The organism is Rhodopseudomonas palustris, from assembly GCF_003591005.1.
Lineage (GTDB): Bacteria > Pseudomonadota > Alphaproteobacteria > Rhizobiales > Xanthobacteraceae > Rhodopseudomonas > Rhodopseudomonas palustris_K.
The window spans coordinates 202,291-227,083 of sequence record NZ_QYYD01000005.1 but is presented as its reverse complement, the minus strand read 5'-3'; the positions used below and the strand labels follow the sequence as shown (position 1 = coordinate 227,083).

General features: G+C 66.8%; 23 protein-coding genes. 19 read left to right on the top strand and 4 right to left on the bottom strand.

Translation table 11 applies throughout. The annotated features are described in order from the left end of the window. The first annotated feature begins 1 nt into the window (after window position 1). The 19 genes from D4Q52_RS07100 (at window position 2) to D4Q52_RS07010 (ending at window position 19,919) form a co-directional block, all read left to right on the top strand. On the top strand, window positions 2–1,129 hold the full coding sequence (locus D4Q52_RS07100; protein WP_119855839.1) for a DSD1 family PLP-dependent enzyme: 1,128 nt from the start codon (window positions 2–4) through the stop codon (window positions 1,127–1,129). 60 nt (window positions 1,130–1,189) lie between these two features. After that, window positions 1,190–3,583: a 5-amino-6-(D-ribitylamino)uracil--L-tyrosine 4-hydroxyphenyl transferase CofH gene (gene cofH / locus D4Q52_RS07095; RefSeq protein ID WP_234831114.1), complete on the top strand. Its 2,394-nt coding sequence runs from the start codon at window positions 1,190–1,192 to the stop codon at window positions 3,581–3,583. Next, on the top strand, window positions 3,580–4,179 hold the full coding sequence (cofC, locus tag D4Q52_RS07090) for a 2-phospho-L-lactate guanylyltransferase (RefSeq protein WP_119855838.1): 600 nt from the start codon (window positions 3,580–3,582) through the stop codon (window positions 4,177–4,179). Before cofH ends, cofC begins: the two co-directional genes overlap by 4 nt. Before the next feature lie 366 nt (window positions 4,180–4,545). Further along, window positions 4,546–5,745 carry a M24 family metallopeptidase gene (locus tag D4Q52_RS07085; RefSeq protein WP_234831109.1) on the top strand — a complete coding sequence of 400 codons (1,200 nt, stop codon included), beginning with the start codon at window positions 4,546–4,548 and terminating at the stop codon, window positions 5,743–5,745. Next, a complete protein-coding gene (locus tag D4Q52_RS07080; RefSeq protein ID WP_119855837.1) occupies window positions 5,745–7,007 on the top strand; it encodes a pyridoxal-phosphate dependent enzyme in 1,263 nt (420 codons plus the stop codon). Before D4Q52_RS07085 ends, D4Q52_RS07080 begins: the two co-directional genes overlap by 1 nt. Window positions 7,008–7,028: 21 nt before the next feature. Further along, complete coding sequence (locus D4Q52_RS07075) at window positions 7,029–7,982, top strand: tripartite tricarboxylate transporter substrate binding protein (protein ID WP_182915254.1); 954 nt, start codon at window positions 7,029–7,031, stop codon at window positions 7,980–7,982. Then, window positions 7,979–8,431, top strand: a complete 453-nt coding sequence (locus D4Q52_RS07070; RefSeq protein WP_119855835.1) for a tripartite tricarboxylate transporter TctB family protein — start codon at window positions 7,979–7,981, stop codon at window positions 8,429–8,431. Before D4Q52_RS07075 ends, D4Q52_RS07070 begins: the two co-directional genes overlap by 4 nt. Continuing rightward, the gene (locus D4Q52_RS07065) at window positions 8,431–9,942 is read left to right on the top strand and encodes a tripartite tricarboxylate transporter permease (RefSeq protein ID WP_119855834.1); all 1,512 of its coding nucleotides are present in this window, start codon (window positions 8,431–8,433) and stop codon (window positions 9,940–9,942) included. The genes D4Q52_RS07070 and D4Q52_RS07065 overlap by 1 nt, the downstream gene beginning before the upstream one ends. A gap of 1 nt (window position 9,943) precedes the next feature. Next, window positions 9,944–12,211: a xanthine dehydrogenase family protein molybdopterin-binding subunit gene (locus D4Q52_RS07060; RefSeq protein WP_119855833.1), complete on the top strand. Its 2,268-nt coding sequence runs from the start codon at window positions 9,944–9,946 to the stop codon at window positions 12,209–12,211. Between the two features lies 1 nt (window position 12,212). Further along, complete coding sequence (locus D4Q52_RS07055) at window positions 12,213–12,665, top strand: SRPBCC family protein (protein WP_119855832.1); 453 nt, start codon at window positions 12,213–12,215, stop codon at window positions 12,663–12,665. 2 nt (window positions 12,666–12,667) lie between these two features. Continuing rightward, a complete protein-coding gene (locus D4Q52_RS26445) occupies window positions 12,668–13,531 on the top strand; it encodes an FAD binding domain-containing protein (RefSeq protein WP_182915253.1) in 864 nt (287 codons plus the stop codon). 1 nt (window position 13,532) lies between these two features. Next, window positions 13,533–14,000 (top strand): (2Fe-2S)-binding protein, encoded by a 468-nt coding sequence (locus tag D4Q52_RS07045; protein ID WP_119855831.1) that lies wholly within the window; start codon window positions 13,533–13,535, stop codon window positions 13,998–14,000. Continuing rightward, window positions 13,993–14,946, top strand: a complete 954-nt coding sequence (locus D4Q52_RS07040) for an LLM class flavin-dependent oxidoreductase (protein WP_119855830.1) — start codon at window positions 13,993–13,995, stop codon at window positions 14,944–14,946. The genes D4Q52_RS07045 and D4Q52_RS07040 overlap by 8 nt, the downstream gene beginning before the upstream one ends. 8 nt (window positions 14,947–14,954) lie before the next feature. After that, a complete protein-coding gene (locus tag D4Q52_RS07035) occupies window positions 14,955–15,962 on the top strand; it encodes an LLM class flavin-dependent oxidoreductase (RefSeq protein WP_182915252.1) in 1,008 nt (335 codons plus the stop codon). Next, window positions 15,959–16,591: a flavin reductase family protein gene (locus D4Q52_RS07030; RefSeq protein WP_182915251.1), complete on the top strand. Its 633-nt coding sequence runs from the start codon at window positions 15,959–15,961 to the stop codon at window positions 16,589–16,591. Before D4Q52_RS07035 ends, D4Q52_RS07030 begins: the two co-directional genes overlap by 4 nt. 33 nt (window positions 16,592–16,624) lie before the next feature. Continuing rightward, window positions 16,625–17,290 carry an NADPH-dependent F420 reductase gene (gene npdG, locus D4Q52_RS07025; RefSeq protein WP_119855827.1) on the top strand — a complete coding sequence of 222 codons (666 nt, stop codon included), beginning with the start codon at window positions 16,625–16,627 and terminating at the stop codon, window positions 17,288–17,290. A gap of 8 nt (window positions 17,291–17,298) precedes the next feature. Continuing rightward, the gene (cofE, locus tag D4Q52_RS07020) at window positions 17,299–18,057 is read left to right on the top strand and encodes a coenzyme F420-0:L-glutamate ligase (protein ID WP_119855826.1); all 759 of its coding nucleotides are present in this window, start codon (window positions 17,299–17,301) and stop codon (window positions 18,055–18,057) included. After that, on the top strand, window positions 18,054–19,043 hold the full coding sequence (gene cofD, locus D4Q52_RS07015; protein WP_119855825.1) for a 2-phospho-L-lactate transferase: 990 nt from the start codon (window positions 18,054–18,056) through the stop codon (window positions 19,041–19,043). The genes cofE and cofD overlap by 4 nt, the downstream gene beginning before the upstream one ends. Window positions 19,044–19,142: 99 nt before the next feature. Continuing rightward, entirely contained in the window at window positions 19,143–19,919 is a 777-nt protein-coding gene (locus D4Q52_RS07010) for an IclR family transcriptional regulator (protein WP_119855875.1), read from the top strand. A 522-nt stretch (window positions 19,920–20,441) separates the two neighbouring features. Here the strand turns inward: D4Q52_RS07010 and glnT are convergent. The 4 genes from glnT to D4Q52_RS06990 are packed head-to-tail and all read right to left on the bottom strand — an operon-like array spanning window position 20,442 to window position 24,688. After that, entirely contained in the window at window positions 20,442–21,740 is a 1,299-nt protein-coding gene (gene glnT / locus D4Q52_RS07005; protein WP_119855824.1) for a type III glutamate--ammonia ligase, read from the bottom strand. A gap of 24 nt (window positions 21,741–21,764) precedes the next feature. Beyond that, complete coding sequence (locus tag D4Q52_RS07000) at window positions 21,765–23,096, bottom strand: FMN-binding glutamate synthase family protein (protein ID WP_119855823.1); 1,332 nt, start codon at window positions 23,094–23,096, stop codon at window positions 21,765–21,767. 9 nt (window positions 23,097–23,105) lie between these two features. Further along, window positions 23,106–23,792 (bottom strand): protein glxC, encoded by a 687-nt coding sequence (locus D4Q52_RS06995; protein ID WP_119855822.1) that lies wholly within the window; start codon window positions 23,790–23,792, stop codon window positions 23,106–23,108. Beyond that, entirely contained in the window at window positions 23,792–24,688 is an 897-nt protein-coding gene (locus D4Q52_RS06990; protein WP_119855821.1) for a class II glutamine amidotransferase, read from the bottom strand. Before D4Q52_RS06990 ends, D4Q52_RS06995 begins: the two co-directional genes overlap by 1 nt. Between the last annotated feature and the right edge of the window lie 105 nt (window positions 24,689–24,793).

Here is a 24,793-nt window from a genome sequence, read left to right as displayed (position 1 = left end):
GATGACCGACGTGCCCGACGCCTCCGGCTTGCTTGCCACCGTTGCCGAGGCGCTGACGCACGTCCCCACGCCTGCACTGGTGGTCGATAGCCACGCGTTGCAGGACAACATCGATGCGATGGCGGTGCAGGCACGGCAAGCCGGCGTGCAGCTGCGACCGCACGCCAAGACGCACAAGACCGTCGAGATCGCGCAACGCCAGCTCGCCGCCGGGGCACGCGGCATCGCCTGCGCGACGCCGCTGGAAATTCTGGCGATGGCCAAGGGCGGCGTGCAGGATCTGCTGCTGACCTCGCCGATGCAGGACGTCGCCAAGATGCCGGCGCTGATCGCCGCGGCGCAGTCGGCGAAGCTGGCGGTGGTGGTCGATCACCCGAGCCAGATCGAGCTGCTACGCCAGCACATGCCGAGCGGCGGTCCGACCTTGACGATCCTGATCGACGTCGACGTCGGACAGCGTCGGACCGGCGTCTGCGACATCGCCGATAGCGTTGCTCTCGCCAGGCTGATCAGCGATTGGCCCGGCACGACGTTTGGCGGCCTGCAAGGCTTTGCCGGGCAGGTTCAGCACGTGCTCGATCCGTCGGAACGCAAGGCCGGCAATGCAGCAGTGGCGGCGAAATTGCGCGGTCATGCGCAGGCGCTGATCGAAGCCGGCTTCACCGTCGCCGAGATCACCGGCAGCGGAACCGGAACTTTCGCATTCGATACTGCGGGGCCGTTCAGCGAGTTGCAGGTCGGCTCCTACATCTTCATGGACGCGGACTATGGCCGCGTGCAAAACGATGACGGGGCGCTGCCGTTTCGGCGGACGCTGTACGTGCTGGCAACAGTGACCTCGGTCAATCGCGCCGGCGAGCTGACGGTGGACGCCGGCGTGAAAGCGTTGGCGCTGAACGGGCCGCTGCCGGATGTCTTCGGCGGGCTGCCGCAGGGAGCGAGCTATCGCTTCGCCGGCGACGAGCACGGTGTGATCAGTCTGCCGGCGGGCGCGACGGCGCCGCTGCCGGGGAAGCGGGTGCTGATCGGCGCGACGCATTGCGATCCGACCGTTAATCTGTTTAGCCAGCTGCACGCGGTGTCGGCAGACGGAACGGTGGAACAATGGGCGGTTCGTGCACGCTATTGAGCGTCGATCGCGGCGCTGGTGAATGATCTGCTGGGGCACGCTGGTGCTCCAGCCTATGAGATGAAGGTCGACGAGATGGTGTGGGACACGCGAGACGCCGAAGCTTTGTTACAGGCGTACGAGTCGATGTCGCTGGCGGACCTGCTCGCCGAGGCCGCGACGGTCGCCCGCGACGGCCATCGCCATGTCATCAGCTACTCGCGCAAGGTGTTCGTGCCGCTGACGCGGCTGTGCCGCGACAGCTGCGGCTATTGCACCTTCGCCAAGACCCCGCGCCAGGTCGAGGCGGCGTATCTGTCGCCGGACGAGGTGCTGGGAATCGTGCGCGCCGGCCAGGCTGCCGGCTGTCACGAGGCGCTGCTGACGCTCGGCGACAAGCCGGAACTGCGCTACGCCGCGGCGCGCGAGTTTCTCGCCGCGCAGGGCGTTGCGACGACGGCCGAGTATGTCGAGCAGATCTGCAAGCTGATCCTGGCCGAGACCGGCCTGCTGCCGCACGTCAACGCCGGGGTGATGAGCGAGGCGGAGACCGCGCGGCTGCGCAAGGTCAGCGTGTCGCAGGGCATCATGCTCGAAAGCGTGTCGGAGCGGCTGTGCGAGCGCGGCGGCGCGCATCACGGCTCGCCGGATAAGGCGCCGGCGGTGCGGCTCGAAGCGATCGAGGCGGCGGGGCGGCTGCGGGTGCCGTTCACCAGCGGCATCCTGATCGGCATTGGCGAAACCCGGCTGGAGCGCGTGCAATCGCTGCTGGCGCTGCGTGATCTGCATGCGCGCTACGGCCATCTGCAAGAAATCATCGTGCAGAATTTCCGCGCCAAGGCGGATACGCGATTTGCCGGGCATCACGAGCCCGGGCTCGACGACCTGCTGTGGACCACGGCGGTGGCGCGGCTGATCTTCGGCCCGGAGATGAACATCCAGGTCCCGCCCAACCTCAGCTACGCGGACTATCCCCGCCTCCTCGAGGCGGGCATCAACGATTGGGGCGGGATCTCGCCGGTCACCGCCGATCACGTCAATCCGGAAGCGCCGTGGCCGGAGATCGCGCGGCTGCAGCAGGCGACCGAAGCCGCCGGGCTGACGCTGCAGCCGCGGCTCGCGGTGTACCCGGCCTATGTGCGCGATGCGGCGAAGTGGCTCGATCCCGCGCTGCTGCCGAAAGTGCTGAAAGTCGTCGATGCCGAAGGCTTCGCCCGCGAGGACGGCTGGATGCCGGGCGGTCTGACGCCGCTTCCGCCAGCGCGTTCCGCGCGCCGCAGCGATCTGTCGCTCGATGCGCTGGTCGCCCGCGCCGCAACCGGCACGAGGCTGGCGCAGACCGAGGTGCAGGCGCTGTTCGGCGCCCGCGGCGGCGATGTCGACATGCTCTGCGAGGCGGCGGACGCTCTCCGCGCGCGCGCGAGCGGCAACACCGTGCGCTACGTCGTGAACCGCAACATCAACTACACCAACGTCTGCAGCTACGCCTGCAAGTTCTGCGCGTTCTCCAAGGGCAAGACCCACGACCATCTGCGCGGCCGGCCGTACGACCTGTCGCTCGAAGAGGTCGCGCGTCGCGCTCGCGAGGCGTGGGATCGCGGCGCGACTGAAGTCTGTATGCAGGGCGGCATCAATCCGCACTACACCGGGCGGACCTACGTCGATCTGCTGCGCGCGGTGAAGAACGAAGTGCCGCAGATGCACGTCCACGCGTTCTCGCCGCTGGAGGTGAGCCAGGGTGCGGCCACGCTCGGCATGCCGGTCGCGGATTATCTGAAGATGTTGCGGGACGAGGGGCTCGGCTCGCTGCCCGGCACCGCCGCTGAGATCCTCGACGACAAGGTTCGGCAGATCATCTGCGCCGACAAGCTCACCACGGAACTGTGGCTCGACATCGTGCGCAGCGCGCATCGGGTCGGGCTGCGGACCACCGCGACCATCATGTTCGGTCACGTCGAGGGCACCGATAGCTGGGCCGCGCATCTGCTGCGGATCCGGGATCTGCAGGAGGAGACCGGCGGCTTCACCGAATTCGTGCCGCTGCCGTTCATCCACATGGAAGCACCGATGTCGCTGCGCGGCCAGGCGCGTAGCGGCCCGACCTGGCGCGAAGTGCGGCTGATGCATGCGGTCGCGCGGCTGGTGCTGCATCCGCTGATCACCAACATCCAGGCCTCCTGGGTCAAGCTCGGCGAAACCGGCGTCGGCAGCCTGCTGCGCTCCGGCGTCAACGATCTCGGCGGCACGCTGATGAACGAGAGCATCTCGCGCGCCGCCGGCACCCAGCATGGGCAGGAACTGGCTCCGGAAGCGATGGAAGCGCTGATCGGACGGGCAGGGCGGATCGCCGCGCAACGCAGCACGCTGTATCAGCCCGTCGATCAGGAGCGCCGCGACGTCAGCTTCGCCGCGCCTGAACTGCAGGACATGGTGATGACGCCCTTCATGCCGAAGCAGATGGCGATCGCGCGATGACGCACGTCCTGATCCCCTGCAAGCCGTTCGATGTCGGCAAGTCACGCCTGGCGGCGGCGATCGATCCGGACGGCCGGCGCCGGCTGTGCGAGCGCCTGCTGCGCCAGACGCTCACGGCGGCGGCGGCGGCTTTCGGCGCCGGGCAGATAAGGGTGGTGAGCGCGGACGCGCAGGTTCGCCGCGTCGCCGCGTCGTATCAGATCGGCGCGATCGACGATCGCGCTGACGATCTCAATGGAGCGCTGGATGGCGCGCGTCGCGAATTGCTGCGCATCCTGCCGTCGCTCGCGCGGCTGATGATCGTGCCGATCGATCTGCCCTATGTGGAACCGCAACTGCTGCGCCGGGTCGCGGCCGAAGACGCCGCGGTGGTGATCGTGCCGGACCGCCAGTTCGACGGCACCAATCTGCTGTGCATCGATTCCAGCTACGCAGCGGCGCTGCCGTTCCACTACGGCCCCGGCAGCTTTCGTCAACATTTCGACGCGGCACGCGCGCTCGGCGTGACCCCGGCCGTCATCGTCGATCAGCGCCTCGCCTTCGATCTCGACGCGCCGGATGATTATCGGCAGTGGGCAAGCGACGCGGCGGCGTGAACAGCGCTGGATCGGTTGACGTGTGATTGGCGCGATCCGCAGCTTTCGATAGTCAACAGGTCTCTGTCTCAAGGGCCTGACAGATATGTGGCGTCTGGAAGAGAGTGGTCGCCTTTCCACGCGTCATGCCCGGCCTTGTGCCGGGCATCCACGCCTTGCTGACGGCAGTGCAAAAAGGCGTGGATGGCCGGGACAAGCCCGGCCATGACGGACTTGCTGCGTAGCAGCTGCCGAATGTGGCATCGCGCTGCTCAACTCATCACCATGGACAGGCGTCGCTCGAACTTGACGGCGTCGACCATAATCCCCTAGTGTTCTTTCTAAGGGAACGATGTTCCGAAAAACGGAACGTCTAAGCGAACGAAGATGGACATCGCAATGCTCGCCAATATCGATCGGCTCAACGCGGGAATGAAGCAGGCGTCGCTCGCCGCGCTGGTCGCCACGATGCCGGAAAACGTCACCTATGCCAGCGGCTTCTGGGCCATGAGCCAATGGATCCGGCGCGGTCCGCAGGCCTATGCGCTGCTGCCGGCGCCGGGCGGCGGCGAGCCGGCGGTGATCGCGTCGACCGGCCTGATCGATCTCGTCGCCGATGCTGAAGTCTGGGTGAAGGATGTTCGCCGCTTCGGTGGCTTCTCGGTCAACAAGGCCGAAGGCGTGGAGCTCGACGCCCACGATCAACGGATCGATGCGCTGCTGGCGCAACAGGACGACGGCGACGCCGTCAAGGCGCTGGTCAAGGTGATCAAGGATCGCGGGCTGCAGAACGCGCGGATCGGCGTCGACGAGATCGGCATCCTGCCGCAGTACTGGGATCAGCTCGCCGAAGCGCTGCCCGGCGCGACGTTGGTGCGGGCGGCTGATATTTTCCGCTTCGCGCGGGCGATCAAGACCCCGGAGGAGATCGCGCGGCTGCGCAAGTCGGCGCAGATCGCCGACATGTCGATCAGCGCGGCGCTGGCGGTGGCCAAGGTCGGTGCCACCGAAAACGATCTGGCGCGGGCGTTTCACACCAAGACCATCGTCGAGGGCGGAATGCCCGTGCTCGGCTGCATCGGCGTCGGCGCCCGCAGCGCCGGCACCAACGTGCAGCCGACCGATCGCGAACTGATCGCCGGCGACATCATCCGCTTCGACGTCGGCGGCCGCTACAAGCACTACCGCGCCGACATCGCCCGCAACGGCGTGCTCGGCGAGCCGGATGCGAAGACCATCAAGTATCACCGCGCGATCTGCGTCGGTCTCGATCGTGCCATCGAGATGATCAAGCCCGGCGTCAAGGCGGCCGATGTGTTCAATGCGGCGGTCGAAACCGTGCGGCGCGAAGGCATCCCGCATTATCAGCGCAGCCATGTCGGTCACGGCATCGGCCTCGACGGCTACGACGCGCCGAATATCGCGCCGTCCAGCAAGGACGTGTTCGAGGAGGGCATGGTGATCTGCGTCGAGACGCCGTACTACGAGATCGGCTACGCCGGCCTGCAGGTCGAGGACACGCTGGTCGTCACCAAGGACGGCGTCGACTCGTTCATGCTGTCCGACACCGCGCTGCGGGTGTTGTGATGGCGAAGGTCAAAGGGCTGCAGTGCCTGCGCTGCGACGCCCTTTATCCCGCGGACCACTACGCCGACGACTGCCCGGTCTGCCGGCCGGTCGTGCGTAGCAATCTGGTCGTGGCCTACGAGCAGCCGATCGCTCTGCGCAAGCCGGACGCGGCCGGCGCCAAGCTGTCGACCGGGTTGTGGCGCTACGGCGACGTGCTGCCGGTGAGCGAGGCGGATGCGGTGTCGCTCGGCGAGGGCGGCTCGCCGCTGCACCATCTGCGCAATGCCGGCGACCAGCTCGGCCTCACGCAGCTCTACGGCAAGGACGAGAGCGGCAATCCGACCTGGTCGTTCAAGGATCGTCTTGCCTGCATGGCGGTGTCGGTTGCCAAGCAGATGGGCGCCAGGACCATCGTGTCGAGCTCCTCCGGCAACGCCGGCGCGGCGGCGGCGGCCTACGCGGCGAAGGCCGGCATTCCCTGCGTGGTGTTTACTTTCGGCTGGGCCGCAGGTCCGATGGTGACGCAGATGCGCGCCTGCGGCGCCAAGGTCGTCAGCGTGCCGGAGAAGGAAGATCGCTGGCGGTTCATGGAACACGCCGTGCGGCAGTATGGCTGGTACCCGACCTCGCCGTTCTTCGGTCCGGCGGTCGGCTCCAACCCCTACGGCATCGAAGGCTACAAAACGCTGGCGTATGAAACCGTCGAGCAGCTCGGCTGGCGCGTGCCAGACTGGTGCATCCTGCCGGTGTGCTACGGCGACGCGCTGATCGGAATGTGGCGCGGCTTCGGCGAGATGCTGGCGGCGGGCTGGATCGATCGCATGCCGAAGATGGTCGCCGCGGAAGTCTATGGTTCGATCGGCCAGGCCATCGACAACGATCTCGAAGCGCCGCCAGCGATGCCGAAGACGTTCGACACGGTGTCCGGTTCGATCGGCGCGGTGCAGGGCACCTTTCAGGCGCTGCAGATCGTGCGCAAGTCGCAGGGCCGCGCGGTCACGATCTCCAACGAAGACACGATGCGCTGGCAGCAGCTGCTGGCCAGCCGCGAAGGCCGTTATCTCGAGCCGGCTTCGGCCGGCGGCCTGGTCGCGGTCGAGCATCTCGCCAAGGCGGGCGTGATCAAGAGCGACGACGTCGTCGTCTCGCTGCTCACCGCGTCGGGGCTGAAGGACCCGGCGGTTACCGCGGCGACGCAGGGTGACACTCTGCAAGTTCCCTCCGACATGCCGACAGCGACACGCATGCTGGAGGCGGCAGGGATTTTTCCAATCATCTGAAGTGGCGAGGGGAAGATGGCTATGAAGTCGAAAATCATCGGAGTTGTTGGTCTGGTCATTGCTGCGCTGCTGCCGCAGGTCGCGGCCGCCGAGTATCCCGACAAGCCGATCACGCTGATCGTGCCGTGGGCCGCCGGCGGCAGCACCGACCAGACCGCGCGCGTGCTCGCCAAGGCGGCCGAGGCCTCGCTCGGCCAGACCATCGTGGTGATCAACCAGCCCGGCGCCTCGACGTCGATCGGCATGGCCGCCCTCGCCAAGGCGGCGCCGGACGGCTACACCATCGGAACCCTGTCGAGCACCAGCTATCTGGCGGCGCTGCAGGGCCGGCAGTTGCCGTTCGATCCGATCAACGCGTTTTCCTACATCAGCTATTACGGCGACAATCTGATCGGCATCGCCGTGAAGGCGGACTCGCGCTGGCAAACCATCGATGACCTGATCGCCGAGGGCAAGGCCAAGCCCGGCGCGATCAAATACGGCACGGCCGGCGTCGGCACCACCCAGCATCTCACCACCGAGGCGCTGCAGTTCGCCACCAAGGCGAAGTTCGTCCACGTGCCGCAGCAGGGCTCTGCGGCTTCGGTGCCGGCGCTGCTCGGCGGCCACGTCGACTTCATTATGGAGACCTCGGTGTGGGCGCCCTTCATCGAGAGCAAGGAAGTACGGCTGCTGGCGGTGACTACGCCGCAGCGCTCCAAGATGTATCCGGACGTGCCGAGCCTGTCCGAGAAGGGCCTCAAGTCGCTGCGCTCGGTTCAGGCGATCATCGGGCCGGCCGGGATTCCCGAGGACGTCCGCATGAAGCTCGAGACCGCGTTCCGCAAGGCGATGAGCGACAAGGCCTTCCAGGACACGATGGATCGGCTCGGCATGGTGCCGCTCGATCTGCCGGGCGCCGAAGTGAAGAAGCTGGTCGAAGGCGAATACGCTTCGGCGCGCGAGATCCTGCAGGAAATCGGCAAGGCGAAATGAGCCGCGCGTCCGCCATGGCACGCCTGACGACGCCGACCTACGTCGCCGTCCTGATGCTGCTGGTGCTGGCGCTGACCTTCGGGCTCGGCGCCTTCCGCCTCGGCTTCTGGCTCGACGACGCGCCGGGCCCGGGCGTGCTGCCGCTGGCGGTGTCGATCGCGCTGCTGGTTCTGTTGGTCCTGGTGGTACGTGAGCCGCTGCCGGCGGACGAGAGCGCGTTCGCGCTGGCACCGGCTGCGGCGATCCTGGCGACGATCGTTTACGCGATCGTCGTTCCCTACACTGGCTTCGTGATCGCCACGCTGGCGCTGCTGATCGTGTGGATTCGCGGCTTCTATGGCCAGAGCATGCTGCGCGCCGTCGTCGCCAGCGTCGGGCTCACCGCCAGCGGGCTGGTGATCTTTCCGTTCCTGCTCAAGGTGCCGATGCAATTGGGGCCTGCCTGGTAATGTTCGAAGCCCTCGAAAAACTCGGCTACGGAATCTCGCTGTCGCTGGAGCCGTCGAACCTGCTGTATGCGGCGATCGGCTCGGTGCTCGGCACGCTGGTCGGGGTGCTGCCCGGGCTCGGCCCGGTGACGACCATCGCGGTGCTGCTGCCGCTCACCTATCACGCCGGCTCGCCGCTCGGCGCCATCATCATGCTGGCCTCGATCTACTACGGCGCGATGTATGGCGGCTCGACCACCTCGATCCTGCTCAAGGTGCCGGGCGAGGCCGCCTCGGTGATCACCTGCATCGACGGCTACCAGATGGCCAAGAAGGGCCGCGCCGGCCCGGCGCTGGCGATCGCGGCGATCGGCTCGTTCATCGCCGGCACCATCGCGGTGTGCGCGCTGGCGCTGGTCGGCCCGCTGTTCGCCAAATTCGCCGTCACCTTCGGGCCGCCCGAGTACTTCGCGCTGGCGCTGTTCGGGCTGTCGCTGAGCGCGACGCTGTCCGGCGGCTCGCCGGTGCGCGGCATCACCATGGTGCTGGTCGGGCTGCTGCTCGGCCTGGTCGGCATCGACACCATCACCGGCGTCGAGCGCTACACCTTCAACATCATGGCGATCACCGACGGCATCGATCTGGTGCCGATGCTGATGGGCTTGTTCGGCGTCGCCGAGATCCTGCACAATCTCGAGGACAAGTCGCGCGGCGCGTTGCTGTCGACCAAGATCGGCCGGCTGTTTCCGAGTCGGCAGGACTGGCGCGAATCCGGCGGGCCGATCGCGCGCGGCTCGGTGATCGGCTTCTTCGTCGGCCTGATCCCCGGGGGCGGCGCCATCCTTGCCTCGCTGATGAGCTACACGCTGGAGAAGAAGCTGTCGAAGACGCCGGAGCAGTTCGGCCACGGCGCCATCGCCGGCGTGGCCGGCCCGGAGTCCGCGAATAATTCGGCGGCGACCGCCTCGTTCATTCCGCTGCTGACGCTGGGCCTGCCGGGCAATGCGGTGACCGCCGTGCTGTTCGCCGGCCTGCTGATCCAGAACGTGCAGCCCGGCCCGCTGATGCTGGTGAAGAACCCCGACGTGTTCTGGGGCGTAATCGCCTCGATGTATGTCGGCAACATCATGTTGCTGGTGCTCAATCTGCCGTTGGTCGGGCTGTGGGTGCAGCTGCTGCGCGTGCCGTCCTGGCTGCTGAGCGCCACCATCCTGCTGATCGCGATCTTCGGCACCTACAGCCTGCGCAGCAATTTCGCCGACGTCACCACGCTGATGCTGTTCGGCGGCATCGGCTATCTGCTGCGCAAGGCCAGCCTCGACGCCGGGCCGCTGATCATGGCGTTCATCCTCGCCAACATCCTCGACACCGCGTTGCGGCAGTCGATGCTGATGGGCGACGGCAGCCTGATGATCGTGCTGCAACGGCCGCTGTCGCTGATCATCCTGCTGATCGCGGCGGTGATCCTGGTGGCGCAGCTGTGGTCGTATTTCGGCCGCAGCCGCGTCCGCGCCGTGCCGACGGAGAGCTGAGATGAGCGCCGCAGCACGTCCCGATCGGGTCGATTTTCTGGACAAGGTGACCGGCCGCGCCGCGTTCATCTCCGATCTCGACGTGCCCGGCATGGTCCACGGCAAGGTGCTGCGCAGCACGATGCCGCACGCGTTGATTACCAGCATCGATGCCAACGCCGCGCTGGCGATGCCGGGCGTGATCGGCGTCGTCACCGGCGCGGATCTCGGCGGCATCGACCCGATCTGGGGCGTGTCGCTGAAGGATCGGCCGCTGATCGCGATCGACCGGGTGCGCTATGTCGGCGAGCCAGTCGCGGTGGTGGTCGCCGAAACCGAGGCGGCGGCCGAGGAGGCGCTCGACGCGGTGACGGTCGACTACGAGCCGCTGCCTTACGTCACCGAAGCGGCCGAGGCGCTGGCGCCGGATGCGCCGCTGATCCACGACGCCGTGCAGCCGTTGAAGGATTTCTACTTCAAGGGCGAAGCCAGACCGGTCGCCGGCACCAATATCTTCCAGAGCTACGCCTACGACAGCGGCGACGTCGATGCGGCGTTCGCGGCGGCCGACCGCGTGTTCGAGGACAGCTTCGACTTCCCGATGGTGTATCACTACGCGATGGAGCCGCATTGCGGCATCGCGGCGTTCGGTGACGACGGGCTGACGGTGTGGAGCTGCGGCCAGGCGCCGACCGCCGTGCAGAAAGTTCTGTCGCGCATTTTCAATCTGCCGATCGCCAAAGTCCGGATTATCACGCCGCTGATCGGCGGCGGCTTCGGCGGCAAGGCCTCGGTGAAGATCGATCCGCTTGTCGCATGCGTGGCGTGGAAGATCGGTCGGCCGGTGCGGATCTGTTTCTCGGCGTCGGAGTCGATGCTGACCGCTCGCCGGCTCAGCGCGACGATCAGCGTCAAGACTGCGGTCAGCGCCGACGGCATGCTGCAGGCGAAGTCCGTCAACGTGCTGATGAACGGCGGCGCCTATGCGGACACCGGGCCGGCCGTAGCGATCAAGGCGGCGATCCGCGCCATCGGCCCGTACAAGATTCCGAACCTGCGGCTGCGCAGCACGGCGGTCTACACCAACACCGTGCCGGGCGCGGCTTTCCGGTCGATCGGCGGCCCGCAGGGCGTGTGGGCCACTGAGTCCCAGATGGACATCATCGCCGAGGTGCTCGGCATCGATCCGACCGAGCTGCGCTATCGCAACATGCTCAAGCGCGGCGAGCACGTCCGCCCGGATCTGACGCCGATCGACGTCGACATGGCCGAGGCGATGGGGCTGGCGTCGCAGGCGATGAGCCGGCTCGACGCGCAGCAACCGGAAGGCCGGATGATCCACGGCACCGCGCTCGGCGTCGCTGACCCGGCGAACTCGCCGGTTGCCGGCGTGCTGCTGCGGCTGAAGATCGACGGCTCGATCGCGGTGATTTCGTCGAGCATCGAGGTCGGGCAGGGCATTCGCGAAGTGCTGTGCCGCGTCGCGGCTCAGCAGCTCAATCAGCCGATCGCGATGGTCAGTGCGCTGACGCCGGACAGCGCGATTGCGCCGTTCGACTGGGGCACAGGGGCCAGCCGCTCATCGCTGATGATGGCGCTGGCGATCGAGGACGCCGCCGCCGACATCAAGGCGCAGATCGCTGACATCGCCGCGTCGACGCTCGGGCTCGATCCGGCCGGCATCGAACTGGTCGAAGGCGGCTTCACCGCGGCCGGCAAGTCTTACAGTTTCGCCGATCTGCTGCATCCTTACTTCGGCATCGACAGCGGCGAACTGATCGGCATCGGCCGGATTTCGCCGCGCTCACGCGGCGGCGCGCTGGCCAACGCGCCGCTGTTCTGGGAGACCGCCGCCGGCCGCTGCGGCATTACGCTCGACGAGGACACCGGCGAGATCGCGGTGAAGCGTTATGTCAGTGTCGCCGACATCGGCCGCGCCATCAACCGCAGCGGCGCCGAAGGTCAGGACGAGGGCGCCGCGATCATGGGCCTCGGCCACGCGCTGTTCGAAGAGTTGATCTATGCCGACGGCCAGCCGGTCAACGGCACCATGATTGATTATCACGTGCCGACCATCGACGACGTGCCCGAGCAGTTCGAGACCGTGCTGATCGAGAATGGCGGCGGGCCGGGGCCGGGCGGCATGCGCGGCATGGGCGAGGGCGCCATCCTGCCGATCGCGCCGGCGATCGCCAACGCGCTCGCGACCGGCTTCGGCGTCCGCATCAAGCAGCTGCCGCTGACGCCGGAGCGCGTGTGGCGCGCGCTGAAAGACAGAAAGGACAGCTGAGATGGAATTCCGCATGGAGGCCGATCTGCCCTGCGCGCCGGACCGGCTGTGGCCGATCATGCTCGACATCCGCGAGATGGCCGGCTGCATTCCCGGCATCGAGTCGATCGAGGAGAAGGAGCGGCTGAAGGCCTATTCGGCGCTGATGAAGCAGAAGATCGGGCCGTTCAAGCTGGAAGTGCCGGCCGAGATCGTGGTCGAGGACTTTCGCGAGCTCGAATTCGTCATCGCGCAGGCGACCGGCAAGGACAAGTTCACCGGCACCACGCTCCGCGTCAATTTCGACCTCCGGCTCGAGGCGATCGAAGCGGAGCTGACGCGGCTGGCGGTGCAGGCCGATCTGCAGATCGCCGGCCGGCTGGCGTCGCTCGGCCATTCGATGATCAAGAAGAAGGCGCAGGAAAACTTCGCCGAGTTCGAAGCCAACTTTCGCAAGCGGCTGGAAGAGGTCTGACCGTGCGGCTGGCACCGTTCCAATTGCATCGTCCGACCGAGCTGCAAGCCGCGCTGACGCTGCGCGCGCAGTTTGGCGACGACAGCGCGTATTATGCGGGCGGGACCGAGCTGCTGCTGGCGCTGAAGGCCCGCGTGCTGCGTTACGAACATCTGATCGACCTGAAGCGGATTGCCGGCTTCGATCGTCTCGCGCTCGAGGGCAACGAGCTGGTGATCGGGCCGCTGGTGACGCATCTGCGGCTCGCCACCGATCCGCTGGTGCGCGAGCGGCTGCCGGCCTATGCGGCGCTGAGTAACAACGTCGGCAACATCCGTGTGCGCGCATCGGGCACGCTGGCCGGCAATCTGTGCTTCTCCGAGCCGCATGCCGATCCGCCGGCGCTGCTGTGCCTGCTGGGCGCATCGCTGACTCTGCACGGGCCGGACGGTGAGCGCCGCGTGCCGATGGCCGAATTCATCCTCGGCCCGTTCACCACCGCGCGCGCCGACGACGAGATTTTGACCGCGATCCGCGTGCCGCTGCCGGCGGCGGACGAGCAGCTCAGCTATCGCAGCTTCGGCCACCTCGAATATCCCGCCGTCGGCGTCGCGGCGTCGTATCAGATGCAGGCCGGCGCTTCGCGCTACCGCGTCTGGATCGGCTGCATCGGCGATCATCCGATCCATGCCGAGTCGGTCGAAGCAGCTCTTGCTGGCGTGCCGCCCGGCGCGTTGGCGGATGTGCTGCCACAAGCTGCCGAGGCGATGGCGTCGGAGTTGCCGGCGACCGACGACATCTACGGCAGCGCCGACTACAAGCAGCATCTCGCCGCCGTGTTCATCAAGCGCGCGGTGCTGGACAGCGCCGGCGTGGGAGCGCGCTGACATGACCGAGTTTGCATTGATCGAGATCAGCTTCACGCTGAACGGCACGCCGCAGACCAGGTCCGTGGCGCCGTTCGCGCTGCTGATCGATTTCCTGCGCGATGATCTGACGCTCAAGGGCACCAAGCGGTCCTGCGACGTGCAGGTGTGCGGCGCCTGCACCGTGCTGGTCGATAGCCTGCCGGTGAGCAGCTGCACCTCGCTCGCGGCCGACATCGACGGCAAATCGGTCATAACGATCGAAGGTCTGGCGCAGTCCGGTGTGCTGAGCCCGGTGCAGCAGGCGTTCGTCGATCACGCCGCGATGCAGTGCGGCTTCTGCACGCCCGGCATGGTGCTGGCGACGACGGCGCTGCTGGAGAGCCATCCGCACCCGACCGAACAGGAGATCCGGCACTATCTGCGCGGCAACATCTGCCGCTGCACCGGCTACATCAAGATTCTCGAAGCGGTGAAAAGTCTTGTCTGAGCTCTCGATCTCCAGCGACGGCCGCGACGATCCGGCGGTGTTCGGCGACAAGGTCGCGGCCGGCGAGGCCGGCGGTGCCGACACGATCTGGATCGCCAACCATCTGTTTCTGCGCGATCCCGCGGTGCTCGGCGCGCTCACGCTGTCGGAGACGCAGCGTCTCAAAGTTGCGCTGATGGCGGTGAGCCCGCTGACGCAGCATCCGGTGCAGATCGCCATGGCGACGGCGACGCTGGCGGAGCGCTTCCCGGGCCGGGTCAAGCTGTGCCTCGGCGTCGGCGCCCCCGCCGACCTCGCGGCGATCGGCGTCGATGGCGCCAAGCCGCTGCGGGCGATGCGCGAAGCGCTGCAGCTGGTCCGTGCGCTGCTGTCCGGCGAGAGCGTGACGTTCCAGGGCGAGACGTTTCGCGTCGATCGCCGCCGGCTGGCGGCGTCGGGCGGCGACATTCCGATCGTGCTGGCGGCGTCGGGACCGCAGATGCTCGAACTCGCCGGCGCCGAAGCCGACGGCGTGCTGATCAGCGCCGGGGCGTCGGTGCCGTTCGTGCAGCAGACGCTTCACAGCGTCGCGCGCGGCGCCAAGGGCCGCAAGCTCAAGACATCGGGGCTGGTCTACGCCTCGGTCGATGCTGACGAACGCCGGGCCAACGACCGCGTTCGCCGCATCCTCGCAATCCTGCTGCGCGGCGCGCATCACAAGGTCAATCTCGATCTCGCCGGCAGCGTGCTCGATCAGGCTGCGCTCAACGCTGCCGTGGTGGCGGAGGACTGGAGCCGCGCCGAGGCGATGATCGGCGACGACATCGTCGCGCGCCACGCCGCCAGCGGCACGCCCGAGCAGTTGCGCCGCCGGCTCGCCGAGTATCACGCTTCGGGGCTCGACGAGATCGTCATTGCCGGCGTGCGCGACGGCGCGCAAATCAAACAACTCCTAAAATCGTCATGAGGAAACGCATGAAGTTCAGTGTCTGTCTGTCGACCGGTTTCGAAGGCGTGATGTATCCGATCCCGTTCGCGGGACCCGAGGATTTCATCGCCCAGGCGCAGCTCTGCGAACGGCTCGGCTATGACTCGGTGTGGGGCAACGACCACATCACCACGCAGAACTATGTGCGCGACCTGTTTCCCGGCAAGCCGCCGAACTTCTACGAGCCGCTGATCGTGCTGGCCGCGATCGCGGGCGCCACCAAGACCATCAAGCTCGGCACCGCGCTCACCGTGCTGCCGATGCGCGACCCGGTCTATCTCGCCAAGCAGGCGATCTCGCTCGACCAGATGTCCAACGGCCGCTTCATCATGGCGGTCGGCCTCGGCGCCTATCGCGAGGAGTTTCTCGCCTGGGGCGGCTCGCGTGCCGCCAAGGCGCGTCGCGGCGACATGATGGACGAGGGGCTGCTCGCGCTCGACATGCTGTTCAACCAGCCGAGCGCCAGCCACGAGGGCGCCTACTACTCGTTCAAGGACGTCGAGATGTTCCCGAAAAGCCGGGCACAGCCGTTCCCGCTGTATATCGGCGGCCACAATCTCGAAGCGATCGAGCGCGCCGCGCGCTACGGCCAGGGTTGGCTGCCGGGCTGGCGCCCGCTGACCGAGATGGAGCAGCGCATCAGGGATCTCAAGGCGCGCGCCGCCGAACTCGGCCGCGATCCGGAGGCGATCGAGATCGCCCCGCAGTTTTCCTGCACTATCGCCAAGACGATGGAAGAGGCCGAGAAGCGCTACATGGAGAGCGGCCTCGTCGCGCATCGTGTGTCGCTGGCCTATACCGGCCGGGATCTCAGCCATCAGGTCGTCGCCAATCTGGTCGGCTCGCCCGACGTCATTCTCGAAAAGATCGAGAAGCTGCGCGCGATCGGGATCCAGCATTGCAGCGCGCTGATGTTCCCGGCCGATACGGTCGAGGAAATGAACGAGCAGATCGAATGGTTCGGCACCGAAGTGATGGCCAAGGTGCCGGCATGAGCGCACCGGCGGCAGGCGCTGCAGAGGAGAAGCAGTTCGACCATGTCGATCTCGCCTCGCTCAGCCGCGCCGACCGCTACAAGATGCTGACCGGCGCGGTGATCCCGCGGCCGATCGCCTTCGTCACCTCAATGGGTCCGGGCGGCATCGTCAACGCCGCGCCGTTCAGCCAGTTCGTGATCCTCGCGGTCGATCCGGGGCTGCTCGGCTTCTCGGTCGGGCCGCGCACCGGCAGCGACGTCGCCAAGGACACGCTGGCCAATGTCCAGCGCGCCGGCGAGTTCGTCATCAACATGGTGCCGGAAGGCTGGGAGCAGATCGTCCAACAGGCCAGCGAGGAGTATCCTCCGGACGTCAGCGAGGTCGATCTGCTCGGCTTTGCGACGCTGCCGTCGCGCCGGATCCAAACGCCGCGGCTGGCCGGCAGCAAGATCCAGTTCGAGTGCAAGCTCGATCAGGTGCTGAGCTTCGGCGACGCGCCCAATCATCTGGTGGTCGGGCGTATCGTCGATATGCACGTCGCCGCCGGGCTGGCGCAGAACCACAAGATCGATCCCCGGGCCTATGCCCCGGTCGCCCGGATCGGCGGCCGCAACTATGTGCGGCTCGGCGACATCGTCGAAGTCTGACGGCTGCCGCTGATAACAGAAACTGAGGATGCCATGACTGCAACAACTCATACGATCTGCGTCGTCGGCGGCACCGGCGCCGAAGGCGGCGGGCTGGCGCTGCGTTGGGCCAAGCACGGCCACCGCGTCATCATCGCCGGGCGCGACGCCGCCAAGGCCAAGGCGGCGGCCGACGAACTCAATGCCCGGCTCGGCGGCGGCAGCGTCGAGGGTGCCGACAGCGCGACAGGCGTTGCGCAGGCCGACATCGTGGTGCTGACGGTGCCGTATCAGGCGCAGATCGCCACCGTGCAGGGACTGAAGGACGCGTTGCAGGGCAAGATCCTGATCGACGTCACCGTGCCGCTGGTGCCGCCGAAGGTGACGCGGGTGCAGCTGCCGGAGACGGACTCCTGCGTGGTCGCGGTGCAGACGCTGCTCGGCGAGGGCGTGCGCGTGGTGTCGGCGTTCCAGAACGTCTCGGCGCACAAGCTGAAGGATCCGGACTACGCCATCGACTGCGACGTGCTGGTCGCCGGCGACGACAAGGAGGCGCGCGCGACCGTGATGCAGCTCGCCGTCGACGCCGGCCTGCGCGGCATCGACATCGGGCCGCTGGCCAATTCGGTGGTGTCGGAAAGCCTCACTTCGGCGCTGATCTGGATCAACAAGTTCTATAAGATTCCCGACGCGGGAGTGCGGATCACCGGCCTCCCCTGAGGAGGGCCATCTTGATCAGACGTGCTGTCGAGCTTTATGCCGTGGAGGGGCTGCCGCTGGTGGCCCCGGGTGACGACCTTGCCGGTTTGATCCTCGCTGCCTTGCCGTCGGACGATGCGTGGCTGCAGGACGGCGACGTCGTCGTCATTGCCCAGAAGGTGGTGTCCAAGGCCGAGGGCCGCAGCGTCGATCTGGGGACGGTGACGCCGTCGCCGCAGGCCGTCGAGATCGCCGCGAAGGCCCATAAGGATCCGCGCGTGGTCGAGCTGATCCTGGCGGAGTCGAACGACGTGCTTCGGATCCGGCCCGGCGTGATCATCGTCGAACACCGGCTCGGTCTGGTGCTGGCCAATGCCGGCATCGACCGCTCCAATGTGGAGGGCGAAACGGCGCTGCTGCTGCCGGTCGACCCCGACGGGTCGGCGCAGCGCATCCGCGAGCGGCTCGTCGCCGGGACCGGCGCGGCCGTCGGCGTGATGATCATCGACAGCATCGGCCGCGCCTGGCGCAACGGCACGATCGGCACCACGATCGGCGCTGCCGGCGTCGCCACGATGCGCGACCTGCGCGGTCAGCCCGATTTGTTCGGCCGCAAGCTCGAGACCACCGAGGTCGGCGCCGCCGACGAAGTCGCGGCCGCGGCATCGCTGGTGATGGGGCAGGCGGCGGAAGCAACGCCGGTCGTTGTCGTCCGCGGCATCGACCTCACCGGCAGCGGCACCGCGCGTGACCTGCTGAGGCCCAAGCATATGGATATGTTTCGATGACGACGCCTGCTGCAGACGATCACATCATTGCCCTCGCTGGCGGCGTCGGCGGCGCCAAGCTGGCGGAGGGGCTTTCGCATCTGCTCGGCGACCGGCTCACCGTCGTGGTCAACACCGGCGACGATTTCGAGCATCTCGGCTTCCACATCAGCCCCGACCTCGACACGGTCACCTATACGCTCGGCGGCGTTGCCAACAGCCAGCAGGGCTGGGGCCTCGAAGGCGAGACGTGGGGCTTCATGGAGCAGCTGGCGCGGCTCGGCGGGCCGGCCTGGTTCAGGCTCGGCGACCGCGATCTTGCCACCCACGCGTATCGCAGCAATCGTCTGCGCGAGGGCGCGACGCTGACCGACATCACCGCCGAGCTGAGCGCCGCGCTCGGCATCCGCTCGCGGCTGCTGCCGATGTCGGACGATGCAGTGCGCACGGTGATCCACAGCGGCGGCCGCAGCATCGCCTTCCAGGAATACTTCGTGCGGCTGGCATGCGGCGTTCCGGTCGATCGCATCGCGTTCGAAGGGGCCACGACGGCACGGCTCAATCCTGCGATTGAAGCGTTGCGGCGGCCGGCAGCCGTGATCGTCTGCCCGTCGAACCCGTATCTCAGCATCGATCCGATCCTCGCAGTGCCGGGCGCCCGCGCTTGGCTGAAGGGGCTCGGCGGGCCGATCATCGTGGTGTCCCCGATCGTCGGCGGCGCCGCCATCAAGGGTCCGGCGGCCAAGATCATGCAGGAACTGAATGCGCCGGTGTCGGCGCTCGGCGTCGCTGCGCACTACCGGGGCCTGGTGGACGGCATCGTCATCGATCGTTGCGACGAAGCGCTGGCGACGGAGATTGCGGCGCTGGGGATGGCTGTCCATGTCGTGCCCACGGTGATGCGATCAAGGGCCGATCGGGTCGATCTCGCGAAGGAGTGCCTCGCCTTTGCCCGGCAGCTCGTCCGAACTCCAGCTTCCCAGCCGTCTCCAGCCTCGACCAAATAGGCTTTGAAATGACGCCGGCAACCGAGTATCCGCATCGCTCGTCGCGGCCGCGGGATCGCGCGGACGCCATGGCTGAATGTCGCTGGGATGGCCCTCCAAATGGTTAGTGCAGGAAAGACGCCGACCGGCAGCCAAACCGTCGCGCGGGCCTTGGCGGTGCTGGAACTGCTGGGCCGCGAGGGCGAACTCGGCGTGCGCGAATTGGGCCGTCAACTCGGCGTGGCGCCGAGCATCGCGCAGCGCCTGATCAACACCCTGTCCGAGGCCGGCTTCGTCGAGAAGTCGCTGGGCAATTCGAAGTGGAAGATCGGCTACAAGGCATTTCAGATTGGCTCGGCCTTCCTGGCCTCGACCGACCTGAACGCCGCCACCGCGCCGGAACTGCATCTGCTCGCCGAGCAGCATCAGGTCAACAGCTTTCTCGGCGTGCTGCGCGGCAAGGACGTCGTGTATTTGGCGGCCGTGCAGAGCGGCGGCCCGATCTCGATCACCAATGCGCCGGGGTCACGCACCTACATCCATTCGACGGCGCTCGGCAAAGCCTTGCTGCTCGACAGTACGGACGACGACGTCCAAACCCTGCTCGGCACCGGCCCGCTCAAACAGCTGACGAAGAAAACGAAGCGCTCGGTGTCCGCGGTGCTCAAGGATCTCAGGGAAGGTCGTCGGCTGGGCTACGTCATCTGCGACGAGGAGAACCTCGACAACGTCTTTGCTGTCGGAGCCCCTGTTCGAGACGCCAGCGGCGGAATCATTGCCGCCCTGAGCGGCGCCGTGCCGCGGCAGCGACTGTCGGCTCGCGCCATCGAAGAACTCTGCGAACTGGTCAAGGCGTCGGCGACCCGAGCCTCGCGGCGGCTGGGCTCGCTGAAGTGAAGCCTCACCCGCTGAGCTATGCTGCCACCCGTCACAACCGGTGCGCCTGAAGCGGCGATCTCATGATCGCCACGGCGATGTCGGATGAAACCTCGACGGGCTGGAATGATACCAGAAGCTGCTCACGGCAGGTCGAAGAGAGTGCCAAGCGTACGTAGCGGCGAGGGATGGCTCGCCGCGGTCGGCGGATTGGTGGTGACGTTGGGGACGCCGGGGAACGGTAGTGGCGCAGAGGGCGAGCCCGTTTGTGTCGGGATCGCTGCCCGCCGTGGGTCGATGCGTCCAGTCGGCCGCCCCAAGACTATCCCTATCAGAACGCCGAGGCGGGGGCGCGCGGACGTTTCTCGAAGACGCCGCGATCTCCAGTGAGGACAAGACGAAGGTCGCTTACAAGAACCGGGGGCGGCTAACCAATCCGGACGGCGATCAGCCAATCCGGAAATGTCTGCCACACCGCGAAAATCGACCGGGTCTGCTATGAGGCCGATCCCGGATGCGCCACGGAATCCGGGGGCAGGGGCGTCAGCAATCGAACGTGGTCTCTCGTTCCCATTGGGTGAGATGCCGGGAGAAGTCGTTCCATTCTTCGTGCTTCAGCTTCAGATAGGCGGGGATGTATTGGCCGAGGCTGTCGCTCATCAGCTTCGAGCTTTCCAGCGCGCGTAGCGCGTCGAGCAGATTGAGCGGCAGGCGTTTGACGTCGCCCGCCAGATGGCCGTCGGTGTACATGTTGATGTCGAGACGCTTGCCGGGATCGCGGTTGCTCTCGATGCCGTCGAGGCCGGCGGCCAGGATCGCGGCCTGCATGGCGTAGGGATTGGCGGCGCCGTCGGCGAGGCGCAGCTCGAAGCGGCCGCTTTCGGGAATCCGGATCATGTGGGTGCGGTTGTTGCCCGAGAAGGTGACCGTGTTCGGGCTCCAGGTCGCGCCGGAGATGGTGCGCGGCGCATTGATGCGCTTGTAGGAGTTGATGGTCGGATTGAGAATCGCCGCCATCGCATCGGCCGAATGGATGATGCCGCCGATGAACTTGTAGGCGATCGGCGAGATGCCGAGTTCGTCCGTGTCGTCCTCGAAAAGATTGCGGCCGTCGTTCCACAGCGAGACGTGGACGTGACAGCCGTTGCCGGTCAGGCTGGAGAACGGCTTCGGCATGAAGGTGGCGCGCAGCTGATGCTTCTCGGCGATCGACTTGACCATGTATTTGAAGAAGGCGTGGCGGTCGGCGGTGATCAGCGCGTCGCTGTAGTCCCAGTTCATCTCGAACTGGCCGTTGGCGTCCTCGTGGTCGTTCTGATAGGGCCGCCAGCCGAGCTGCAGCATGCCGTCGCAGATCTCGCTGATCACCTCGTAGCGCCGCATCAGCGCAGACTGGTCGTAGCACGGCTTGGCCTGGCGATCGGCGGCGTCGCCGACGCGTTCGCCGTCCGGAGAGATCAGGAAGAACTCGCACTCGACGCCGCTTTTGAGCTGAAAGCCGCGTTCGGCGGCCTTGCCGATCAGCCGCTTCAGCATGTTGCGCGGCGCCTGTTCGACCGGCTTGCCGGCCATCCACAAATCGGCGGCGAGCCAGCCGACTTCCGGCTTCCATGGCAATTGGATCAGGCTGTCCGCGTCGGGGATCGCCAGCATGTCGGGATCGGCCGGCGACATGTCGAGCCAGGTGGCGAAGCCGGCGAAGCCGGCACCGTTTTTGGCCATGCCGCCGATTGCTTCGGCAGGCACCAGCTTGGCGCGCTGGGTCCCGATCAGGTCAGTGTAGGAGATCAGGAAGTACTTGATCTTTCGTTCTTTGGCGGCTTCAGCGAGATCGATCGACATGGGGCCTCTTCTCGGGTGTAAGCGTTACAGTCGGTCACGTCCGGGAATCCAATCGGTGCCGACCAGCGGCACGCGCGCCATCGCCGCCGCCTCGATCGTCAGCGCGACGAGGTCTTCGGGCTCGAGATTGTGGATGTGGCTCTTGCCGCAGGCCCGGGCGATGGTCTGGGTCTCGAGCGTCAGCACCGACAGGTAGTTGGCGAGCCGGCGGCCGGCCACGATCGGATCGAGCCGCTTGGCGAGCTCCGGATCCTGGGTGGTGATGCCGGCCGGGTCGCGGCCTTCGTGCCAGTCGTCATAGGCGCCGGCGGTGGTGCCGAGCTTGTTGTATTCGCCCTCGAGCGAGGGATTGTTATCACCAAGCGCGATCAGCGCCGCGGTTCCGATCGCCACCGCGTCGGCGCCGAGTGCCAGCGCCTTGGCGACGTCGGCGCCGGTGCGGATGCCGCCGGAGACGATCAGTTGGACCTTGCGCTGCATGCCGAGCTCCTGCAGCGCCGCCACGGCTGGGCGGATCGCGGCGAGCGTCGGAATGCCGACGTGCTCGATGAACACTTCCTGGGTGGCGGCGGTGCCGCCCTGCATGCCGTCGATCACCACCACGTCGGCGCCGGATTTCACCGCCAGCGCCGTGTCGTAATAGGGCCTGCTGGCGCCGATCTTGATGTAGATCGGCTTCTCCCAGTCGGTGATCTCGCGCAGCTCCTCGATCTTGATTTCGAGATCGTCGGGGCCGGTCCAGTCGGGATGCCGCGACGACGAGCGCTGATCGATGCCTTCGGGCAGGGTGCGCATTTCGGCGACGCGGGGCGAGATCTTCTGCCCGAGCAGCATGCCGCCGCCGCCGGGCTTGGCGCCCTGGCCGATCACGATCTCGATCGCGTCGGCGCGGCGCAGATCGTCGGGGTTCATGCCGTAGCGCGACGGCAGTAACTGATACACCAGCGTCGAGGAATGCGTCCGCTCCTCGTTGGTCATGCCGCCGTCGCCGGTGGTGGTCGAGGTGCCGACCGCGCTGGCGCCGCGGCCCAGCGCCTCTTTGGCCTGCGCCGACAGCGAGCCGAAGCTCATGCCGGCGATGGTCACCGGCGTCTTCAGCGTGATCGGCTTCTTGGCGTAGCGGGCGCCGAGCACGACGTCGGTGCCGCATTTCTCGCGGTAGCCCTCCAACGGATAGCGCGACATCGACGCGCCGAGAAACAACAGATCGTCGAAATGCGGGACGCGCCGCTTGGCTCCGCCGCCGCGGATATCGTAGATGCCGGTCGCGGCGGCTCGCTGGATTTCGGAAATCGCATAGCGATCGAACGTCGCCGAGAAGCGCGGTTCGGTCTTGATTGAATGTGAAGAGGACATCGTGACCGTTCAGTAAGCTGCAATATTGTCGACGTGGAAGTGATAGAGCTGGCGCGCCGAGCCATACATCCGGAACTCGTCCGGATTGGCGTGCTCGATGCCGGCGCGGCTGGCGAGTTCGGCGAGCCGGGCCTTGTCGTCCTCGGTCATCTGTTTCTCGACGCAGTCGGCGCCGAGACTTTTGACCTTGCCGCGAACGAAGATGGTGGCTTCGTAGATCGAGTCGCCGAGCGCTTCGCCGGCGTCGCCGAACACGATCAGATTGCCGGCCTGCGCCATGAAGGCGCTCATCGCGCCGATCGAGCCTTTGACGACGATGTCGATGCCCTTCATCGAGATGCCGCACCGCGCTGCGGCGTCACCCTCGACGATCAGCAAGCCGCCATGTCCGGTGGCGCCGGCCGATTGGCTGGCGTCGCCCATCACATGGACCACGCCCGACATCATGTTCTCGGCGACGCCGGTCCCGGCGTTGCCGTGGATGCGGATCGAGGCCCGCTTGTTCATGCCGCCGCAGTAATAACCGACGTGCCCTTTGATCTCGATGTCGATCGGGGCATCGACGCCGGCGCCGATCGCGTGCTTGCCGTCCGAATTGGACACTTCCCACAGCGTCTCGTTGGTATCCGGCTTGACCTGGTGCAGCGCCGCGTTGAGCTCGCGAACACTTTGTTGAGCAAGATCGATCTGCGGCATCAGGCACGTTCCCACGCATAGACGGTTGCGGGCTCGGGCTCGAACACGCGCGCGCGGTCGATGCCCGGCAAGACGGAGAGGGCGCGGAATTCGGAGCCGAACGCGACGTAGTCATCGGACTCGGCGAGGATCGCCGGCTTGCAGGCGATCGGATCGCGCAGCACCGCAAAGCCGGTGCGGGTGCCGACCACGAAGGTGAAGAAGCCGTCCAGCGCATCCAGGCTCGAGGTCAGCGCCTGCTTCAGGCTGTCGCCTTCACGCATCCGCCAGGTGAGATAGCCCGCGGCGACCTCGGAGTCGTTTTCCGTCTCGAACTGCAGGCCTTCGCGCTTGAGAGTGCGCCGGACGCTGTTGTGATTGGACAGCGAACCGTTGTGCACCAGGCACTGGTCGGCGCCGGTCGAGAACGGGTGTGCGCCCTTGGTGGTCACGGCCGATTCCGTGGCCATGCGGGTGTGGCCGATGCCGTGGGTGCCGTGCATTCCCGCCAGCGAGAAGCGCTCTGCGACCTGCTCGGGCAGGCCGACTTCCTTATAGATCTCCATGTGCGAACCGGCGCTGACCACGTAGATGTCGGGCCGATGCTGTTGCAGCCAGGCCGTCGTCTGGGCCAATCCGTCGCTCGGGATCGACAGCACGACGTGATTGGAGCGTCGGACGAGATCAACCGGCGTGCCGAGCAGGGCGCCGAGCTGCGCCACCATCTCGTCGTCGGTTGCGGCGCTGTCACTGCGCAGCGTCAGCTTCCGGCGATCATTGCTGCCGTCGCCGTAGACGGCGATGCCGGCGCTGTCCGGACCGCGCGCCGACATCGTCGCCAGCATCTTCGAAAGATGCTCGCCGAGCGCCGGCTGCAGCGCCGGTTTCTTCAGGAACAGTCCGACGATGCCGCACATCTGCTTCTCCCTTGTTGGGAGGCAAATCTACCAGCTTCGTCGCGGCCGTCAATCCAGAGGAATAAGATTTTCCTGATAAGAAAGTAAGCAGGCGGTGCGGCGAGA

Excerpts from the sequence above, each read along its gene's own strand:
- D4Q52_RS07100 (WP_119855839.1), top strand. The coding sequence starts at position 2 with ATGACCGACGTGCCCGACGCCTCCGGCTTGCTTGCCACCGTTGCCGAG.
- cofH (WP_234831114.1), top strand. The coding sequence starts at position 1,190 with ATGAAGGTCGACGAGATGGTGTGGGACACGCGAGACGCCGAAGCTTTG.
- cofC (WP_119855838.1), top strand. The coding sequence starts at position 3,580 with ATGACGCACGTCCTGATCCCCTGCAAGCCGTTCGATGTCGGCAAGTCA.
- D4Q52_RS07085 (WP_234831109.1), top strand. The coding sequence starts at position 4,546 with ATGGACATCGCAATGCTCGCCAATATCGATCGGCTCAACGCGGGAATG.
- D4Q52_RS07080 (WP_119855837.1), top strand. The coding sequence starts at position 5,745 with ATGGCGAAGGTCAAAGGGCTGCAGTGCCTGCGCTGCGACGCCCTTTAT.
- D4Q52_RS07075 (WP_182915254.1), top strand. The coding sequence starts at position 7,029 with ATGAAGTCGAAAATCATCGGAGTTGTTGGTCTGGTCATTGCTGCGCTG.
- D4Q52_RS07070 (WP_119855835.1), top strand. The coding sequence starts at position 7,979 with ATGAGCCGCGCGTCCGCCATGGCACGCCTGACGACGCCGACCTACGTC.
- D4Q52_RS07065 (WP_119855834.1), top strand. The coding sequence starts at position 8,431 with ATGTTCGAAGCCCTCGAAAAACTCGGCTACGGAATCTCGCTGTCGCTG.
- D4Q52_RS07060 (WP_119855833.1), top strand. The coding sequence starts at position 9,944 with ATGAGCGCCGCAGCACGTCCCGATCGGGTCGATTTTCTGGACAAGGTG.
- D4Q52_RS07055 (WP_119855832.1), top strand. The coding sequence starts at position 12,213 with ATGGAATTCCGCATGGAGGCCGATCTGCCCTGCGCGCCGGACCGGCTG.
- D4Q52_RS07045 (WP_119855831.1), top strand. The coding sequence starts at position 13,533 with ATGACCGAGTTTGCATTGATCGAGATCAGCTTCACGCTGAACGGCACG.
- D4Q52_RS07035 (WP_182915252.1), top strand. The coding sequence starts at position 14,955 with ATGAAGTTCAGTGTCTGTCTGTCGACCGGTTTCGAAGGCGTGATGTAT.
- D4Q52_RS07030 (WP_182915251.1), top strand. The coding sequence starts at position 15,959 with ATGAGCGCACCGGCGGCAGGCGCTGCAGAGGAGAAGCAGTTCGACCAT.
- npdG (WP_119855827.1), top strand. The coding sequence starts at position 16,625 with ATGACTGCAACAACTCATACGATCTGCGTCGTCGGCGGCACCGGCGCC.
- cofD (WP_119855825.1), top strand. The coding sequence starts at position 18,054 with ATGACGACGCCTGCTGCAGACGATCACATCATTGCCCTCGCTGGCGGC.
- D4Q52_RS07010 (WP_119855875.1), top strand. The coding sequence starts at position 19,143 with ATGGTTAGTGCAGGAAAGACGCCGACCGGCAGCCAAACCGTCGCGCGG.
- glnT (WP_119855824.1), bottom strand. The coding sequence starts at position 21,740 with ATGTCGATCGATCTCGCTGAAGCCGCCAAAGAACGAAAGATCAAGTAC.
- D4Q52_RS07000 (WP_119855823.1), bottom strand. The coding sequence starts at position 23,096 with ATGTCCTCTTCACATTCAATCAAGACCGAACCGCGCTTCTCGGCGACG.
- D4Q52_RS06995 (WP_119855822.1), bottom strand. The coding sequence starts at position 23,792 with ATGCCGCAGATCGATCTTGCTCAACAAAGTGTTCGCGAGCTCAACGCG.
- D4Q52_RS06990 (WP_119855821.1), bottom strand. The coding sequence starts at position 24,688 with ATGTGCGGCATCGTCGGACTGTTCCTGAAGAAACCGGCGCTGCAGCCG.